We start from the raw sequence: 15001 nt of genomic DNA on the forward strand, positions 1-15001 counted from the left end.
ACGGGGCTCAAGCCACGAGCCGAAGCTTTGGATGCACTGTGAAGTGCGTGGTAGCGGAGCGTTCTGTGATATAGAACGCTGCCTCCTTATCTCCTTCGGGAGTATTGGAGGCAATGTTCTGACTGTGAAGCCGGGCTGTAAGGCATCCGGTGGAGTGATCAGAAGTGAGAATGTTGACATGAGTAGCGACAAACAGGGTGAGAGACCCTGTCGCCGAAAGTCCAAGGGTTCCTGCTTAAAGCTAATCTGAGCAGGGTAAGCCGGCCCCTAAGGCGAGGCCGAAAGGCGTAGTCGATGGGAACCAGGTTAATATTCCTGGGCCGTGAGATGGTGACGGATCTGAACCGTTGTTCGACCTTATCGGATTGGTCGGGCAGCCTACAGGTCCCTGGAAATAGCCTCTCTATAAGACCGTACCCGAAACCGACACAGGTGGACTGGTAGAGAATACCAAGGCGCTTGAGAGAACCACGTTTAAGGAACTCGGCAAAATGCCTCCGTAAGTTCGCGAGAAGGAGGCCCCATCTGTAGGCAACTATAGGTGGGGGGCACAAACTAGGGGGTGGCGACTGTTTACTTAAAACACAGGGCTGTGCGAAGCCGTAAGGCGACGTATACAGTCTGACGCCTGCCCGGTGCCGGAAGGTTAAAAGGAGGGGTGCAAGCTCTGAATTGAAGCCCCGGTAAACGGCGGCCGTAACTATAACGGTCCTAAGGTAGCGAAATTCCTTGTCGGGTAAGTTCCGACCTGCACGAATGGCGTAACGATCTCCCCGCTGTCTCAAACGTGGACTCAGCGAAATTGAACTGTGTGTCAAGATGCACACTACCCGCGGTTAGACGGAAAGACCCCATGAACCTTTACTACAGCTTCACACTGGCATCAGGATTGTGATGTGCAGGATAGGTGGTAGCCTTTGAAGCCGGAACGCTAGTTCCGGTGGAGGCATCCTTGAGATACCACCCTTCGCACTCTTGATGTCTAACCGCGGTCCGTTATCCGGATCCGGGACCCTGTGTGGCGGGTAGTTTGACTGGGGCGGTCGCCTCCCAAAGAGTAACGGAGGCGCGCGAAGGTGGGCTCAGACCGGTCGGAAATCGGTCGTTGAGTGCAATGGCAAAAGCCTGCCTGACTGCGAGACTGACAAGTCGAGCAGAGACGAAAGTCGGCCATAGTGATCCGGTGGTCCCAAGTGGGAGGGCCATCGCTCAACGGATAAAAGGTACTCTGGGGATAACAGGCTGATGGTGCCCAAGAGTCCATATCGACGGCACCGTTTGGCACCTCGATGTCGGCTCATCTCATCCTGGGGCTGGAGCAGGTCCCAAGGGTACGGCTGTTCGCCGTTTAAAGAGGTACGTGAGCTGGGTTTAGAACGTCGTGAGACAGTTCGGTCCCTATCTGCCGTGGGTGTAGGATACTTGAGAAGAGTTGCCCCTAGTACGAGAGGACCGGGGTGAACGGACCACTGGTGGACCAGTTATCGTGCCAACGGTAGTGCTGGGTAGCTATGTCCGGACAGGATAACCGCTGAAAGCATCTAAGCGGGAAGCCCCCTTCAAAACTAGGTATCCCTTGAGGGCCGTGGAAGACCACCACGTCGATAGGCTGGAGATGTAAGTGCAGTAATGCATTCAGTTGACCAGTACTAATTGCCCGATTGGCTTGATTTGATCCAGTAGTAGACAGACACTCCTACAGATCAAAATCATGCATACGAACACAACTTGACTTGGACGCTCTTTATTCGGTTTGGTGGTCATAGCGCTGGCTATACACCCGGTCCCATTCCGAACCCGGCCGTTAAGGGCCAACACGCCAATGGTACTGCGTCTCAAGACGTGGGAGAGTAGGTCACCGCCAAACCTAATAAAGAGCGTCAATCATCTCTATAACGATACCCCCCCAATCAGACACATCCTTACGCGGGATGGAGCAGCCCGGTAGCTCGTCAGGCTCATAACCTGAAGGTCGTAGGTTCAAATCCTACTCCCGCAACCAGCTTTAGCGAACGAGAGTTCGATACATAGCCCGCCTCTCCGGCGGGCTTTGCTTTTATAAGCATCTCCAACAGCTTGCCTGATACGTCCAGCTCATGATGCTGCTGCTCCGCGTCCCAAGTGACGACGACCCGGTCGATCAAGCCATGCAGTTCATCCGCCGCAGGCCCCGAAACCGTATCATCCATCAGGGTCTAGGATAGGTTGTCGACATAACGCCGATAATGGGCAGGAAGGTCCGGCGGCAGCGTTACCGGTACGGGGACAAGGCTGTCGCGCGCGGTGCGTAGCGTTTTGAGATCCTTAGCCGCGCTGTCGAGTGCGTCGGCGATGGATTCCGAGTATCTGCCGTTCTTAACTGCCTTGAGCAGGTTTGCGTGCTCTTTCTCCAGATCCTTGATCTTCCTGTCATGTGCCTTCAGCGCTTCGCGGGTCTCTTTCTGGCCCTTTAGCAGGTGCGCTTCGAACTGTGTCGCAAAGCGTTCATAGGCTTCATCCTGCATCAGCCCATGCCGCAATCCGCTGAGCAGCGCTACGGCCGCAGAAGCTTCCTTGACGCCGGGCATTCCGGTGCAGACGGACGCGCCCTTCTCCTTGGCGTTGGCACAGTAGTAGCGACGCCGTTCGCCTTTGCCGGCAACGGGTCATATTGCCCCCGCATTGGCCGCAAGTGAGCAAGCCGGACAGTAGATACTTCCGCCGACGCGCCGCCTGCGCAGCACCGGCCCCGCGTTTGCCTGTCGCTTCCGCCTTGGTGCGACTATTGTCGATCAGGTCTTGCTGTCCCTTCACGCGCTCCCAGAGATCTTTCTCGATGATCCGCAGATCGGGCTGTTCGGTAATGATCCATTCCTCACGCGGGTTCGGTTTGGACACACGCCGACCTGTCTCCGGATGCTTGTGATAGCTGAGCCGGTTCCAGACCTGATGGCCGATGTAGAGTTCGTTGTTCAGGATGCCGGTGCTGCGGGACCGGTTGCCATAGATGGTATTGGTCCTCCAATGGCCGCTCCCTGCGCCGCTTCCACGCGGGGAAGGGATGCCACGGAGATTTAAGTTCGCTGCGATCTCGCGTGGGGACTTGCCTGAGGCATAGTGCTCGAAAATCTCGCGGACGATCGCCGCTTCAGACGGGACGATCTCCATCACGCTGCCGGTACCTTTACCGTTAACCTCGGGCAGGGGGACGGAGCGGTAGCCATAGGCGCGACCCCCGGTATTCTTGCCCGCTTCGACGCGACCTTGGAGGCCGCGGCGGGTCTTCACCTTCAACTCTTCCAGGAAAAGTTGGGCAAAGGTACCGAGGATGCCGATATCAAAGAGGCTAAGCTGGCCGCGATGCAGTTGGTGGAGCTCCACGCCTGCGTAGCGCGCGCGCTTGTCGAAGGTCATCAGGAATTCCAGGTCACGGGCCACGCGGTCAAGGTGCTCGAAGAGCACGACATCACATTCCCCGCGCGCCACGAACTCTACCAGTGCATCAAAGCCGTGGCGGTCCTTGATGGCACCGCTAATTGCGACGTCATCAAAGACTTGTACCACGACCCATCCGTCCTGCCGATCCGCGTAGCGGCGGCATTCGCGGGTCTGATCCTCAATCGAGGTCGGCTTTTGGTGGTCGCTGGAGTATCGCGCGTAAATTGCCACGCGCTTCGGGGCAGAGAAATGGCTCGTCATGCAAAATCCTTCTCCGGGCACGGCCGGTGTTGCAGGTATAGACGCTTAAAAAGCTTACGAAATTCTTGTGGCCAGACAGGGGATGTCGCGTCATGTTGGGACATCGCTTTTGGCGTTGCTTCTTTTGCTTCCCGTTCCTGGATCAGCTTGCGGGCAGCGGCTTCGGCGATCAGCTCGATAAGTCTGTCGAGGGGCATCGGCGGCGTCCTATCCTGTTGGGGGCATGAACATTCCGACACGGCGGACACCCACCCGGGGCCATCGACACTGTCCCGACCGAACAGGCCCGCAGGTACGCCCTGCGGGCCTTTATGATTTAGTGAAAGAGTAGAGCAAGATGCACCAGCAGCAGTGCCGTCAGCGCGACGCGGACTGTCAGGTTCGGGTTGCGCAGGAGCGTGGCTCGTAGGCGCAGGAAGAGTGTGATCATCGGAAATGGCTTTCGGGAAAAGGGGGAGGGCGCGCCGGTAGGGACAAGCAGCAAGCGGAGCATGTTGGCACCGGCGCGCCAGAAGGATGGTGATCCAATCCGTCCCTCTCGGGCCCAGTAGACCCTCAAGATGAAGCGCCCCGAAATGGGGCGCTGTAGTCGTCAGTCGTCGATGGTGAGGCGCGCGCTGATGCGTTGCGCTTCGACCGCATCGAGGACGCTGTGGATCGTACTGTAGAGCGCCCGGATGCGTTCCAGAGCCTGATTGAGGCGTTTGGCCTTCGGCGACAGGATCACTTCCATATACGCGCGATCAGGGTGGCCCTCATGTGGCTGACAAACCTCATAGGACCCCTCGGAGATCTCGGAATTTAACTGTCGGATCAGGGACTCGAGATCGTCGAGGACGTGGGTCGTAAACAGGCTCCGGGATCTGAGATGGCGCAGCACATGTTCACCGCAAAGGCGCCGCGTGGGCGGCAGCTCGGGAATGACGATATCGCTGAGGCTCTCGGCGCAGAGACGGCTCTGCCCGAGAGCTCGTGCGACAAGCTCTGTCACTCGGTCGGCGGGCGAAAGGATTGAGGTTTGGTCGGTCATGCGACGTCTCCTTTGATAATAGTTTTGCGGCGGGGGGTGCGGTGTTCGACGGAAAAACTGTTGCGCCGCTCGCGGCGGCGTTCTTCTTGCCGGTCCCGGGCCATATCGCGATCGGCTTGAATGCGGGCGCGAACGTGCAACAGGCGCTCTGCGGGTTGACCTGATAAGCGGCCAAGGACGGGGGAGCAGGTCTTGCGGAAGCTGTCGAAGGACGGATTGTCGAGAGCGACCATGATCGTTCGTTTGCCAATGAAGCGGGTCGTACGATCGAGCCCGAAGCGCGTGTAATCCTCGGGCTGGAAGGCATGCACTTCGTAGCCCGAATTTGCTTTGCGGGGCGAGCTCGTGCCGTATGCGAGAAGGGCGAACTGTTTGCCTGCCCATTCTTCGACTTCGATGACCAGACATGGACGCGGCTTCGGCTGTTCGCTCTCGTTGGCTTTCCGGATCGGGAAGCGGAAAGTTACGATGTCGCCGGGCGAAATGTGGTCCTGCCAGGCAGACGTCATCGTCAGCGGCAAGTTTGGATTGTCGAACATAGTCGGGTCCTTTTAATATTGTTGGGATACCGACGCGCCAACCTCCCTTCCTCTTTCTCGGCCGGGATCGTCTGTCATGCGCGTCACAAAGCGCGCGCATGACTGAGGAGCCTGGCCCTGCTCCTATGCCTGATGATCTACGGATATGTGCTGCCAGAGCGCGGAGATGGGTTCGGGAAGAGAGGCGCTACGCTCTTCCCGGGAGCGGGGGAGGTTCGGAGGCGAGCGCGGAGCGGCCCTCCGAGAACTGGGGGTCTCGGGGAAGTGTGGAACGTCACCCCGAGCCCGTCGGGCAGACGCCAGCAGGGGTGCAGGGGATCGTGGCGAACATTCCCCTGCCTTGGGAGTCCAGAGGGGCAGGGCACCCTCAGGTCCGGCTGAAGGCCCCGGGCGGGTTCGGGAGGGCGGAGCACATCCCGAGCGGCGCGCAAGCGTCGCCGGGGTTCGGGGGCTGTGCCCCCGACGAACGCGTAGCTGGAGCAAGGACCGAAGGGACTATGCGCCAGCTACTTAGTGAGTAAAGGGAGGGAGAATATATACCGGGATAAGCTCTTCGGTGGAAGTAAGGTCCTAAAGGGCACTCGTCAGCACCAAGAGAGAACTCTGGGGGACGCTGCGAGCTAAATTTTCAATTGGGAGGCGGGAACAATTGTGAAGCTATGATTTTCATTGCTCACGTCCGCAGGATACATGAGCAACCAAGCAGCAAGCATAATAAAAACAATTGTGACTATAAATGCCGCGCGTTTTATAAAGAGATATGATGCCTCGCCGCGCTTTACTCGCTTCCACTCAAGTTTAAGCAGTTTGCTGGCATCGCGGATGAAGTCGTCCTCAATTTTTCTGATATTTTCAGGGGTTAAATCGCCTCCTGACATGGCTAATTCTTCAAACCGTGCCATGGAAGCAAGGATTTCCTTCGCAGGTGCTTCAGTCTCGTTTATTCTGAAGCGTATCCCGTGATTGGCGCTGTTTAGTTTTATATGTAGATCAAGCTGTTTGTCTGGCGCGATTGTATTGCCTTTATTTTTAAGTCGAGTCGCGTCACAAACTGCATTAATCTGCACGAGGTAATCTGAGAGGCATTGACGCAAGTCATTAATCCATGCCTGCCGAAACTCAGAGATTTTTTGCTCTTTGCTGATTACCAAGCCTATTATAGAGATGAGCCCTGCAATAATAGCAGCTCCCACGGCTCCTACACTTATTTCCCCCATCGGATATATCTTAGCTCCTCGATCTTAAGCTGCTTGGCGATTGTGTCTCTGATTATCTTGTTGCTAATGCACTAATATTTCTGACTATTATTTTTTAATTGAAATGGCTTAGGGTTTGATTCGGTGCGTAAGAGAAAGTTAACTTTCCATTTTGAAGGCTCATTGGCTGACCAACATACAATGAATTTTTATGAGGTAGCGCGTTTTCAGTATGCTGCTTCACGTCTTCTCGTAAAGCTTGACCACTTTCGTCGTACGGGTAAGGTGCCTGACCGCATCACCGACACCGGCAATGCGGCAATCAATGTGATGCCTCATTCTGCTGGGTCATTCAATATTGACGTCTCCGATATGTGCTCAGATACCGAAGAGAAGTTTATCGATGCAGGGTTAGATGAGCTACTTTCCTATTTAGGCGAGCGGCTCGTGGGAAAGGTTGATGAGGATACGCTTAAGAACTCTACAGTTAAAGACATGCCTGTTTTATCCAGTCAAACATCAAGAAGTGAAGTGGCAATTGACGATATTGCACATGCCTTGATTTCTAAAGAGATTAGCATGTCCGACGTGCCTGATATGCTTCATGACCTGCTTAGAAAGCGTGTCGCAGAAATCTGCAGGGATCAGATGTTGACTAAAAGAAGTAAAATGGTTTCCAAAATTGATGAGAGCCATGAGCAAAAATTGGTAGGAATGGCCGCTCCCTTGGTAAAAGAAATGGCGGTTGCGCTTCGTAGAAGTGCTGAGACATTAGAAGTTGTCAGTCACTCAAATGGGAAGTCAAATTCAATAATATATCTCGACGCGGATATGGCGAAAGATATTGAGGCAGCAAGGGTTGATCAGAAAATAACCACCCTGCTTTGTGATGTCATTCAATTTAATAAGGACAATGGCTGGGGCAAGGTGAGAATCGAGGGCGGCACTAAGACTGTGAGCTTCAGTATTCCTTCAGACTTGCTGCCAAAAATTAAACAGCAACTTATTGATACCATGAAAAAAGATGACGTTAATCTCCAAGCCTATATCGTCAGAGATCGGAATCAAGAAATAAAGAGACTCATCGTTGCGGGAATTATTAAGACGCCGAAAGTATAAGTATGATTTCCAAGCCGGATTGTTATTCAATCATAGTTCTATCTGCTCGCCTGATGCCGTCTGCAAATGCCGAGAATACGTTCTCGGTAGATTGGAATATATGGGATCTTTCAAAATGCGCCGTGACCTCGGCGTAAATCGTATCAATCGTTTTAGCCTCAGGGTTACCCACAGCCCACTTTCTGCCAGGATGTACTGTATCCCAAGGAGATTTATTATTGGAACGTGTCGAGGCCGCGTCACCATGCTTGCCTAAGCCGAAGAGTATCTTCGTTTCATTGTTCCAGATCGGTCGAAATAGGTTGATTAGATGACTCTCTGCGGCGGCTTGATAGCCGCTTTGGACGGCCAATGCACGATATTCAAAGTCTGCGAGATTTATTCCGGCGACTTTATCGATATTTTTTCGGTGTTCATTTAGTCTGCCATACAGTTTAGTCTCTTGCGCTGTGATTGTCGCAGCTCCGGCAGGAGGGTCCGCCTTGCCTACGTAAATCGGTGTTTCTGTACTTGATATGGGGGCATACAGCCCTTCTGGGCCAGTATAGTAAATTGCATAGACGCCAGAGCCATAAAATGGCTCGATTGAATCAAGGCGCTTGCGTTCTTGAGAAATCAACGCCAATGCAACAAAGTGCCCAATGAGCCGTGGTTCAGATGGGTCAAAAAAAGCATCGGGCAGCTTGACTGGATCAATGTTTCGTTCAAGTGCGTCAAGCTTATCTCTTAAAGTGGAGATGGCCGCCAGTACTCCCTTTCGCGAGTAGGTTGTCATCTCAGCTGTACGCACTTCTGTGGAGAATTGGTCTAATCTCTCGACAGTGATTTCTGCTGATCTTAGTTCGGGACGTTTTGCCATTACGCTGCCTCAGAACTTTCCAAACGCAAGGCTACGCTTTCTCCCACAACTCGTGCGAGCTCTGCAGGCACAGCGTTACCAAGTTGGCGCATGCATTCCGACCAAGCTCCATGGAACTTATAAGTATCTGGAAAGGTCTGGATTCTCGCGCTTTCTCGGATAGTAAAATAGCGAACTGATCCATCCGCTCGACGCAACATGTTCTCACCACCTGGAACTCCATGCACTCCAGCCTTTAGTGTCTTGGAGGGATCATCGAGGTAGCTTCCAGTGTGTCCAGGATAGGTTCGAGCATTCGGCTGGAATCTATGGTTCGAGACGAAGTTTTCTGTTTCAGGATCTGGTAGATCGCTAATTGCGTCACGCGTGGTTCGCCAAGGGAGTGTGTCGGGCTTTTCTGTCACGGATAGGCGTTTTGATATCTGTAGCGAACGTCCTTCCAGAACACGATCTTTTAAAGCAACCTTATGTCTGTCCCAATAATCTCCGTAGAGTTGATCCCAAACCAAAGCTTCTTGGGTGTAATCTCCGGAATCAAACGACCAGCGCGCATCGACATCATCTCGAAAGCCCACGAAAAGAACACGTTCTCGTTTTTGAGGCACTCCGTAGTTTGCGGAGTTTAGGAGTTTAGTCACCACGCGATAGTGTAAGTCTGGGCGATTTGTGGAAGTATGGTGCTGTTCAAGCCGCCGTAGGTGATCCTCCCACGCTTCATCAGCAAGAGCAACGAGCTCTGGGTGCTCCAGTTGCAGCTTCACATACTCGAAATATGGCAAGAAAGAAGCTCGGGTCAGTCCCTTAACATTCTCAAACACGAAAGCCTTTGGCTTTGCCTCGCGAACCGCTCGAACTGCCTGTGGAAACATATCCCGAGCGTCATCATAAGCGCGGTGCCTCCCTCCGAGTGAGAAGGGCTGACAAGGAGGACCGCCGCTTACGAGGTCCAATTTGTTTTCAAATGGACGAAAGTCGACCAGGCGAACGTCACCTTCCTGCACTTTCCATGGATGTTGGCTTTCCGATGTGTCGTCATCGAGAAGAACAGTATGGTTTTCTCTCAGTGTATCGCAGCACCATTTATTGAACTCGACCACCATTTCCGGCACGAAACCGGCCTGCGCTAAACCTATACCAAGGCCGCCAGCGCCAGCAAATAGCTCGACGGATTTTCTTGTTTTTATAGAAGAAAATTGCTGCTCGGGCATTTTGATCTCAGTTGCTTTGGTTTTGTTTTCTTTAGCACAAGTGCCATGTGTAAACGCAAGAACGAAGTGATGACAGTCTCAATGTCTCTGTAGGAGGATGATTGCAGAGATGGCTTGACGCAATTTTCTTTTACGTCCTTGCTAAAATTTTCGACGCGATCGTTTCGATCAGACCCAATTCCTGACCTCCACCATCAAGGAGGTCAAAAATGGATGGATCACCCTCACCGAAATACCCTGTCGTACTGCGCTTTGCGGGGATGTTTCCCCACCAGCTCGGCAAGTTCCAGATGCACGGTCGCCGTGAGGGCGGCGACCTTGGGCATATCGATATGTCCCGCTTTGATCCCAACCGGCCGCCGCTGATCGGTGGCGTCGACTGGCTTGAAAAGGCACATGCCGAGGTTGAATGGATGCGTACTGAAAACTTTGCAGACGAATTGGCATCGCTCGAAAAACGTAGGCGCAAGGCTGACGTCATTAGACGGACGAGCGAGGGCCCCAAGGACCCTTGGCGCGCATCAAGGCATGGGCCAATGCGTGAGGTGATCTTGACCGCCAACAAAGAATTCTTTGGCGACGGTCTGGAGAATTTTTTTGGCGAAACTTCTAACGTTGATAGCTTTCGCGAGCTTGCGGTCAGTTGGCTAAAGGAAAACTTCGGCGAAGACTGCATCCATGCGCGAGATGATCTCGACGAAGAAGCCTACCATATTCACGCCATCATCATGCCCCGCGTCAATGAAGTGATGACCCGAAAAGCTAAGAATGGTGAGGTGCAGAATATTGCGTCTCGATATATGCTTCAACCTTCCAAACATCCGTTGATCAAAGATTACGAGGCCGCACAGGACAGTGTGGGTATCTGGTTTTCTGGCATCGGTCTGGTGCGCGGAGAACCGCGAAAGAAAGCGTGGCGTGACGCGGTGGCGAAAGGGGAGGAACCGCCAAAGAAGCGACAGCATGTAAAGCCGCGTGTCTGGCGTGAGCAGGAAGAGGCGCGTCTGGATGCCAAGCGTACAAGGGCAGATGAGAGAAAGGCGGAGCTTGATCAGCAGCAGCGGATCACGGCGCAGCGTATCGAGGCGGTCACGCGGCGGGAGACGCAGGTTGCCGAGCGGGAAGCCGATGCCGAGGCCATCCTGACAGTTGCCGAGGCGGTCGCGCAGGGAGCGATGCAAGTAGATGAGGCGGGGGCGGTGAAATGGCGACCCTCTGAAAGGTCACGCCCCGAGGTTGCTTCAGCTATTGCAGCCGGCCAGCGGCGTCCGAAGGCGGTAAAGCGGTTGTTCGCAACCCTCGGCAAAGCCGTTGCGCGAATGCGCGGAGATCTCGCGACACAGATAGAAGCGGATGTGCGCTCTGAATATCAGGATGGGTTCGATGCTCTGTCTTCGGCACGCGAGGTCGCGGTTGATCTTGTGGCTACTCTTGAGCCAAGCCTCCGGCCGAGAGCTCAAAGTAAGCTGACCCTGCTCAAACAGCATCTCTCGGCGGCTGGCCACTTCGCCGCGCGTGTTATTGTCCGACGCGATCGTCAGGCTGAAAAGGGTCCACGCGCTACAAATGAAGATAAAAGAGATGATTTATAACAGTGTGTTATGCGTTTTCCGAAAAAACTTCGTCCATCTCGTTAGGTATTGATTTCACTCGAAGGCATATAATTTCCGAAGCCGGTGAATACGGCTTCGCTCCGCTAAAAAACAGGTTTTAAACCATTCAAGGATCACAGAATGACAAATACCAATCCGAGCGTTGACCAACTGAAAACCGCTGCTACAAACCGTGCGTTCGATACCTTTTTGCGAGCCGCACATAAGGAGTCGTGCAAGCTGAGCAAGGCAGGAGCCGAGTGGCAAAAGGCGTTCGGCGCGACCATGCCTACCTTTCTTGAAACGCTCGACGAGGAGGCGCTTGCGACTGGTCCGAACCGCCGTAAAATCGCGAGTTATCCGCTTCGCCCAAATGCTCTGATCGCACAATTGGATGCGGAGGCTAAAAAAGCTGGGGATCAGGAAGGTTTGGGCGGATCGCCCTTGGACAAAGGAATTTCCGGAAAGCCTTCCACAGGTGAAGCCGGTTCCACGGATCTCTCCTGACAGCCTTCGACTTGTAGTTGCTTGACGAGCTCCACCAGGTCATCGCGTTCTGCCAGACGCGCGGTCTTGTCCCGGAGCTTCTCGCGCAATTCTTCGGCCTCCATTTTAGCCTCTGAAAGCTGGACAATAAGTGCACCATTCTCGTTTTTCAGTTTTGTGACTTCATCGGTCAGGCTTTCTACACGGGCAGCTTCTTCGGCTAAATCCTCTTCATAAGCCTCGATTTCGGCACGGAGCGCGTTCAGTCGCGCCTGATAGCCGCTCCTCTCGTTATCTGCCGTCTGATCGGCTGCTTTCCAAGCCGCTTCCCAGATTTCTATAAGTAAGGGCTGCAATGACTCCGGAAGTGGAGGCATTGCAGCCCTTTCGCGTTCTTGCTCTGCAAGTTGGGCCTTCAGCCGTCGAACTGGCTCGGTCAGCAAATTCGGCGAAACACCGAGCTTCCCGCGGATATTGCGCAGCGACTCTGTCTTCCCTTCGGCCTTCAGCTCCTTCAGTGCTTTTACGATACGTGCTTCGAGCGCAGCGTCCGTGGGCGCTTGTTTCTCAGGATTTTCTGACATTTTCTCGCCAATCAGTACTAAATAACACTAATAACGATGATATCGGTTATTTTTAGGTTATTTTATCGAGTGAAATGCAGAAATCGCCAATGAATTAGCGCGATTCCACGGAGCGGAAGGGGATGGGTATCTGAGTTGTTCGCCAAAGGCCAATTCGAGCTCCCGCAACCAAATAAAAAAGCCGTCTCATCAGAGGCGGCTTCTCGCATTCTTGACACAGCAAAAATAGACCGGAAAATCCGCTCAGAAGAGCGAATGAAGACGGGCATCAAGAGCCTCCGCCTGCAAAATCTCCAGACGCACAGGCAATGTCAGCACCTCACCACGCAAGGATGAAGGCAAACGCGCAGCGTCCTTCTCCGTCGTCACAAGCTGTAAACCATCCGCCTGCGCATCATGCCAAAGACGCGACAACAGCGCAGCCGTGAAAGGCTGGTGGTCACCAAGTGACTCCGTCCGAACAACCGACGCACCCAAGCCTCGTAGCGTATCGAAAAACTTCTCTGGATAACCAATCCCCGCAAACGCCAAACACCGCAATCCACGCCAGTCCATACCAGTCGGCAACGGAGCCAGCTGGCCAGTAAAATGAGGGCAGGGAAGATAAGCGCCCCAGCGCGACGCAAAACGCTCTTGCGCCGCAGCCTCTCCGATCGAAACAACAAGATCAGCCCGCGATAGACCCGCAGATACAGGCTCCCGCAAAGGACCCGCTGGAAGGCAAAGCCCGTTCCCAAAACCACGACCCGCATCCACGACCACAATGCTCAGATCCTTCACAAGCGCAGGGTTCTGGTGACCGTCATCAAGCACAATAACATCCGCCCCCGCAGCACAGGCCGCAACACCGCCCGCCGCACGGTCCTTCGACACCCAGACAGGCGCAAAGGACGACAACAAAAGGGGCTCATCCCCGACAGCCGATGCATCATGCACACGCGCATCAACCCGCACAGGACCAATCAACCGCCCACCATGCCCGCGAGAAACAATATGCGGTGCATGACCGAGCGCCTGAAGGCGCTGCACAACCGCCATAACCGTCGGGGTCTTCCCCGTCCCGCCCGCATTGATGTTACCAACGCAGATAACCGGAATATTCAAACGCAACCCCTCACGACAAACACGACGAGAAGTCGCATAAGCCGTCAGGCAGCCGAGCGGGGACAAAGCAAGTGACAAGACAGAGAGCCTAGACCCCCAGAATAACGGAGCACGCATCAAGGCGATTTCAGACACTGGCACAATGAGGACACAAGATCCTCGAAGGCCCCCGCGCCCGCGGTTTCGATATCCCACGCATTATAGCTCAGGAATGCGGAGCGGTGGGGCGCAAGAAATTCGGTCACCGCTTCGGGGAGATCCTCGGGCTGCTGGAGCCGTTTACTTCCTTGGACTGCCTGCAACGACTGGTAGAGCGCCGGGTATCGCCCCGCCTCCGGCCCGTGTAGAATAGCCGAACCGAGAGACGCCGCCTCGTAGGGCGAGCGCGCACAGCCCGCAGCGGCAAAGCTCCCCCCGAAATAGGTCACCGGCGCAAGGCGGTACCATAGCCCGTAATCCTCGGCGTCATCGGCGATGAAAATCTGCGTATGCTGGTCCGGCTCGCCCTCGAGAGAGCGTCGCGCCACATGCCAGCCCTCCTCCGTGAGACGCTGCGCGAGATCGATCGCGTCGCCACTGGCTTCGGGAGCAAGGATCAGCAGCAGACGGTGGGCCTGCCGTAAAGCCTGCCGATGTGCCGTCAGAACAATCTCCAGCTCGCTTTCGGGAACCGAGGCCGCGAACCATGTCGGACGGTTCTGTAACAGGCTGCCCATTGCCGCAAGTTCCGCCCCCGAGCAGGGCAGAGGTGCGGGCGGCAGGGTGAGAGGGCCGCTCGTGATCAGCCGATTGGGGGGCGCGCCACGCGCGATCAGGCGCAATGTCTCGGGGCGGTCCTGTGCCAGAATAGTATGGAAAAGACGCAACAGACGGCCCGCATAGGGCGCATCCTCGGCACCTGTGCAGGCGGCAAGCATCACCGGAATGCCTGCAGCTTGCGCGCCGGAGATCAATCCGGGCGGCAAGGCACGCCCCAGAAGCAGCACGAGCGCTGGCTTCCACACTCCAAGCGCTGCGTGAATATCGCTGGCGGTATCGGCGGGATCAGGCAGCGGGTGGCAATCGCGCGGGAGCGCCAGGCGCTCGACCAGTGCGGCCGGACCCGTCACCACGAAAGGATGCTCGGGCAGGCGGGTGCTCAGAAGCTGCAGGACAGTTTCGATATCATGCTCGGGGGCGGCCTCCGAGACGCGGATCCAGATCGGCGCTGCCGGGCGGTCTGCGATGGGCGGCAGACGTTCCGGCAGGGCAGAGGGCCGGTTCAGCCCCGATAATTTCAGGTGCAACCAGAGCGGAACCGGCATGATAGGCGATCAGAATCCCAGTTCAGCGGTGGGGGCCGCTTCCATTTCCTCGTCGCGCAGACGGTGAAGATGCGCGATGAAATACCGCATATGGGCGTTGTCCACGGTGCGTTGCGCTTCGGATTTCCAGGCGTTGAAGGCTTCCGCATAATTGGGATAGATCCCGACGATGTGGATATCTTTGACGTCGCGGAATACGGTCTTCTGCGGGTCGATGAGTTCGCCGCCGAAGACGAGATGCAGACGTTGCGTCGGAGATTTGGGCATTTCGATGAACCTCTCTTGTGAGAATGTCGCGACCC

General features: G+C 55.0%; 15 protein-coding genes, 1 tRNA gene and 2 rRNA genes (1 of these 18 cut by a window edge). 6 read left to right on the top strand and 12 right to left on the bottom strand.

Going from position 1 to position 15001, the window contains the following annotated elements:
- The 3 genes from ABEB22_RS05645 to ABEB22_RS05655 all read left to right on the top strand — a co-directional run.
- A 23S ribosomal RNA gene (locus ABEB22_RS05645) occupies nucleotides 1-1674 on the top strand; it begins 1157 nt to the left of the window's first position.
- A 78-nt stretch (nucleotides 1675-1752) separates the two neighbouring features.
- Nucleotides 1753-1867: ribosomal RNA gene (rrf, locus tag ABEB22_RS05650) — 5S ribosomal RNA — on the top strand.
- Nucleotides 1868-1925: 58 nt separating this feature from the next.
- Nucleotides 1926-2002, top strand: a tRNA-Met gene (locus tag ABEB22_RS05655).
- Nucleotides 2003-2195: 193 nt separating this feature from the next.
- Here the strand turns inward: ABEB22_RS05655 and ABEB22_RS05660 are convergent.
- From ABEB22_RS05660 to ABEB22_RS05685, 6 genes are all read right to left on the bottom strand, one after another.
- Nucleotides 2196-2504, bottom strand: a complete 309-nt coding sequence (locus tag ABEB22_RS05660; protein ID WP_406871018.1) for a hypothetical protein — start codon at nucleotides 2502-2504, stop codon at nucleotides 2196-2198.
- Nucleotides 2494-3678, bottom strand: coding sequence for a recombinase family protein (locus tag ABEB22_RS05665; protein WP_406871019.1), 1185 nt, complete (start codon nucleotides 3676-3678; stop codon nucleotides 2494-2496). The genes ABEB22_RS05660 and ABEB22_RS05665 overlap by 11 nt, the downstream gene beginning before the upstream one ends.
- Nucleotides 3675-3875, bottom strand: a complete 201-nt coding sequence (locus ABEB22_RS05670) for a hypothetical protein (RefSeq protein WP_406871020.1) — start codon at nucleotides 3873-3875, stop codon at nucleotides 3675-3677. The genes ABEB22_RS05665 and ABEB22_RS05670 overlap by 4 nt, the downstream gene beginning before the upstream one ends.
- 395 nt (nucleotides 3876-4270) lie before the next feature.
- Nucleotides 4271-4708 (bottom strand): hypothetical protein, encoded by a 438-nt coding sequence (locus ABEB22_RS05675; protein WP_406871021.1) that lies wholly within the window; start codon nucleotides 4706-4708, stop codon nucleotides 4271-4273.
- Nucleotides 4705-5247 carry a type II toxin-antitoxin system PemK/MazF family toxin gene (locus tag ABEB22_RS05680; protein WP_406871022.1) on the bottom strand — a complete coding sequence of 181 codons (543 nt, stop codon included), beginning with the start codon at nucleotides 5245-5247 and terminating at the stop codon, nucleotides 4705-4707. The genes ABEB22_RS05675 and ABEB22_RS05680 overlap by 4 nt, the downstream gene beginning before the upstream one ends.
- Before the next feature lie 620 nt (nucleotides 5248-5867).
- The gene (locus tag ABEB22_RS05685; protein ID WP_406871023.1) at nucleotides 5868-6464 is read right to left on the bottom strand and encodes a hypothetical protein; all 597 of its coding nucleotides are present in this window, start codon (nucleotides 6462-6464) and stop codon (nucleotides 5868-5870) included.
- Between the two features lie 123 nt (nucleotides 6465-6587).
- Here ABEB22_RS05685 and ABEB22_RS05690 point away from each other — a divergent pair, with 123 nt between their 5' ends.
- On the top strand, nucleotides 6588-7562 hold the full coding sequence (locus ABEB22_RS05690) for a hypothetical protein (protein WP_406871024.1): 975 nt from the start codon (nucleotides 6588-6590) through the stop codon (nucleotides 7560-7562).
- Nucleotides 7563-7584: 22 nt separating this feature from the next.
- On the opposite strand, the gene ABEB22_RS05695 is transcribed toward ABEB22_RS05690, so the two are convergent.
- Both ABEB22_RS05695 and ABEB22_RS05700 read right to left on the bottom strand, forming a co-directional pair.
- Entirely contained in the window at nucleotides 7585-8421 is an 837-nt protein-coding gene (locus tag ABEB22_RS05695; protein ID WP_406871025.1) for an Eco29kI family restriction endonuclease, read from the bottom strand.
- The gene (locus tag ABEB22_RS05700) at nucleotides 8421-9629 is read right to left on the bottom strand and encodes a DNA cytosine methyltransferase (protein WP_406871026.1); all 1209 of its coding nucleotides are present in this window, start codon (nucleotides 9627-9629) and stop codon (nucleotides 8421-8423) included. The genes ABEB22_RS05695 and ABEB22_RS05700 overlap by 1 nt, the downstream gene beginning before the upstream one ends.
- 209 nt (nucleotides 9630-9838) lie before the next feature.
- On the opposite strand from ABEB22_RS05700, the gene ABEB22_RS05705 reads away from it, so the two are divergent.
- Both ABEB22_RS05705 and ABEB22_RS05710 read left to right on the top strand, forming a co-directional pair.
- Nucleotides 9839-11221: a Pre (Mob) type recombination enzyme gene (locus ABEB22_RS05705; RefSeq protein ID WP_406871027.1), complete on the top strand. Its 1383-nt coding sequence runs from the start codon at nucleotides 9839-9841 to the stop codon at nucleotides 11219-11221.
- Nucleotides 11222-11362: 141 nt separating this feature from the next.
- A complete protein-coding gene (locus ABEB22_RS05710; RefSeq protein WP_406871028.1) occupies nucleotides 11363-11728 on the top strand; it encodes a hypothetical protein in 366 nt (121 codons plus the stop codon).
- Here the strand turns inward: ABEB22_RS05710 and ABEB22_RS05715 are convergent.
- The 4 genes from ABEB22_RS05715 to ABEB22_RS05730 all read right to left on the bottom strand — a co-directional run bounded on the left by ABEB22_RS05715 (nucleotide 11641) and on the right by ABEB22_RS05730 (nucleotide 14966).
- Nucleotides 11641-12291 carry a DNA-binding protein gene (locus tag ABEB22_RS05715; RefSeq protein ID WP_406871029.1) on the bottom strand — a complete coding sequence of 217 codons (651 nt, stop codon included), beginning with the start codon at nucleotides 12289-12291 and terminating at the stop codon, nucleotides 11641-11643. The genes ABEB22_RS05710 and ABEB22_RS05715 overlap by 88 nt on opposite strands.
- Nucleotides 12292-12534: 243 nt before the next feature.
- Nucleotides 12535-13512 (bottom strand): tetraacyldisaccharide 4'-kinase, encoded by a 978-nt coding sequence (gene lpxK, locus ABEB22_RS05720; protein WP_406871128.1) that lies wholly within the window; start codon nucleotides 13510-13512, stop codon nucleotides 12535-12537.
- Entirely contained in the window at nucleotides 13512-14699 is a 1188-nt protein-coding gene (locus tag ABEB22_RS05725) for a glycosyltransferase N-terminal domain-containing protein (RefSeq protein WP_339113852.1), read from the bottom strand. Before ABEB22_RS05725 ends, lpxK begins: the two co-directional genes overlap by 1 nt.
- Nucleotides 14700-14708: 9 nt before the next feature.
- Nucleotides 14709-14966: a DUF4170 domain-containing protein gene (locus ABEB22_RS05730; protein WP_339113851.1), complete on the bottom strand. Its 258-nt coding sequence runs from the start codon at nucleotides 14964-14966 to the stop codon at nucleotides 14709-14711.
- Between the last annotated feature and the right edge of the window lie 35 nt (nucleotides 14967-15001).

The organism is Thioclava sp. 'Guangxiensis' (genome assembly GCF_045348365.1).
Taxonomy (GTDB): domain Bacteria; phylum Pseudomonadota; class Alphaproteobacteria; order Rhodobacterales; family Rhodobacteraceae; genus Thioclava; species Thioclava kandeliae.

Excerpts from the sequence above, each read along its gene's own strand:
- ABEB22_RS05660 (WP_406871018.1), bottom strand. The coding sequence starts at position 2,504 with ATGCAGGATGAAGCCTATGAACGCTTTGCGACACAGTTCGAAGCGCAC.
- ABEB22_RS05665 (WP_406871019.1), bottom strand. The coding sequence starts at position 3,678 with ATGACGAGCCATTTCTCTGCCCCGAAGCGCGTGGCAATTTACGCGCGA.
- ABEB22_RS05670 (WP_406871020.1), bottom strand. The coding sequence starts at position 3,875 with ATGCCCCTCGACAGACTTATCGAGCTGATCGCCGAAGCCGCTGCCCGC.
- ABEB22_RS05675 (WP_406871021.1), bottom strand. The coding sequence starts at position 4,708 with ATGACCGACCAAACCTCAATCCTTTCGCCCGCCGACCGAGTGACAGAG.
- ABEB22_RS05680 (WP_406871022.1), bottom strand. The coding sequence starts at position 5,247 with ATGTTCGACAATCCAAACTTGCCGCTGACGATGACGTCTGCCTGGCAG.
- ABEB22_RS05685 (WP_406871023.1), bottom strand. The coding sequence starts at position 6,464 with ATGGGGGAAATAAGTGTAGGAGCCGTGGGAGCTGCTATTATTGCAGGG.
- ABEB22_RS05695 (WP_406871025.1), bottom strand. The coding sequence starts at position 8,421 with ATGGCAAAACGTCCCGAACTAAGATCAGCAGAAATCACTGTCGAGAGA.
- ABEB22_RS05700 (WP_406871026.1), bottom strand. The coding sequence starts at position 9,629 with ATGCCCGAGCAGCAATTTTCTTCTATAAAAACAAGAAAATCCGTCGAG.
- ABEB22_RS05705 (WP_406871027.1), top strand. The coding sequence starts at position 9,839 with ATGGATGGATCACCCTCACCGAAATACCCTGTCGTACTGCGCTTTGCG.
- ABEB22_RS05710 (WP_406871028.1), top strand. The coding sequence starts at position 11,363 with ATGACAAATACCAATCCGAGCGTTGACCAACTGAAAACCGCTGCTACA.
- ABEB22_RS05715 (WP_406871029.1), bottom strand. The coding sequence starts at position 12,291 with ATGTCAGAAAATCCTGAGAAACAAGCGCCCACGGACGCTGCGCTCGAA.
- lpxK (WP_406871128.1), bottom strand. The coding sequence starts at position 13,512 with ATGCGTGCTCCGTTATTCTGGGGGTCTAGGCTCTCTGTCTTGTCACTT.
- ABEB22_RS05725 (WP_339113852.1), bottom strand. The coding sequence starts at position 14,699 with ATGCCGGTTCCGCTCTGGTTGCACCTGAAATTATCGGGGCTGAACCGG.
- ABEB22_RS05730 (WP_339113851.1), bottom strand. The coding sequence starts at position 14,966 with ATGCCCAAATCTCCGACGCAACGTCTGCATCTCGTCTTCGGCGGCGAA.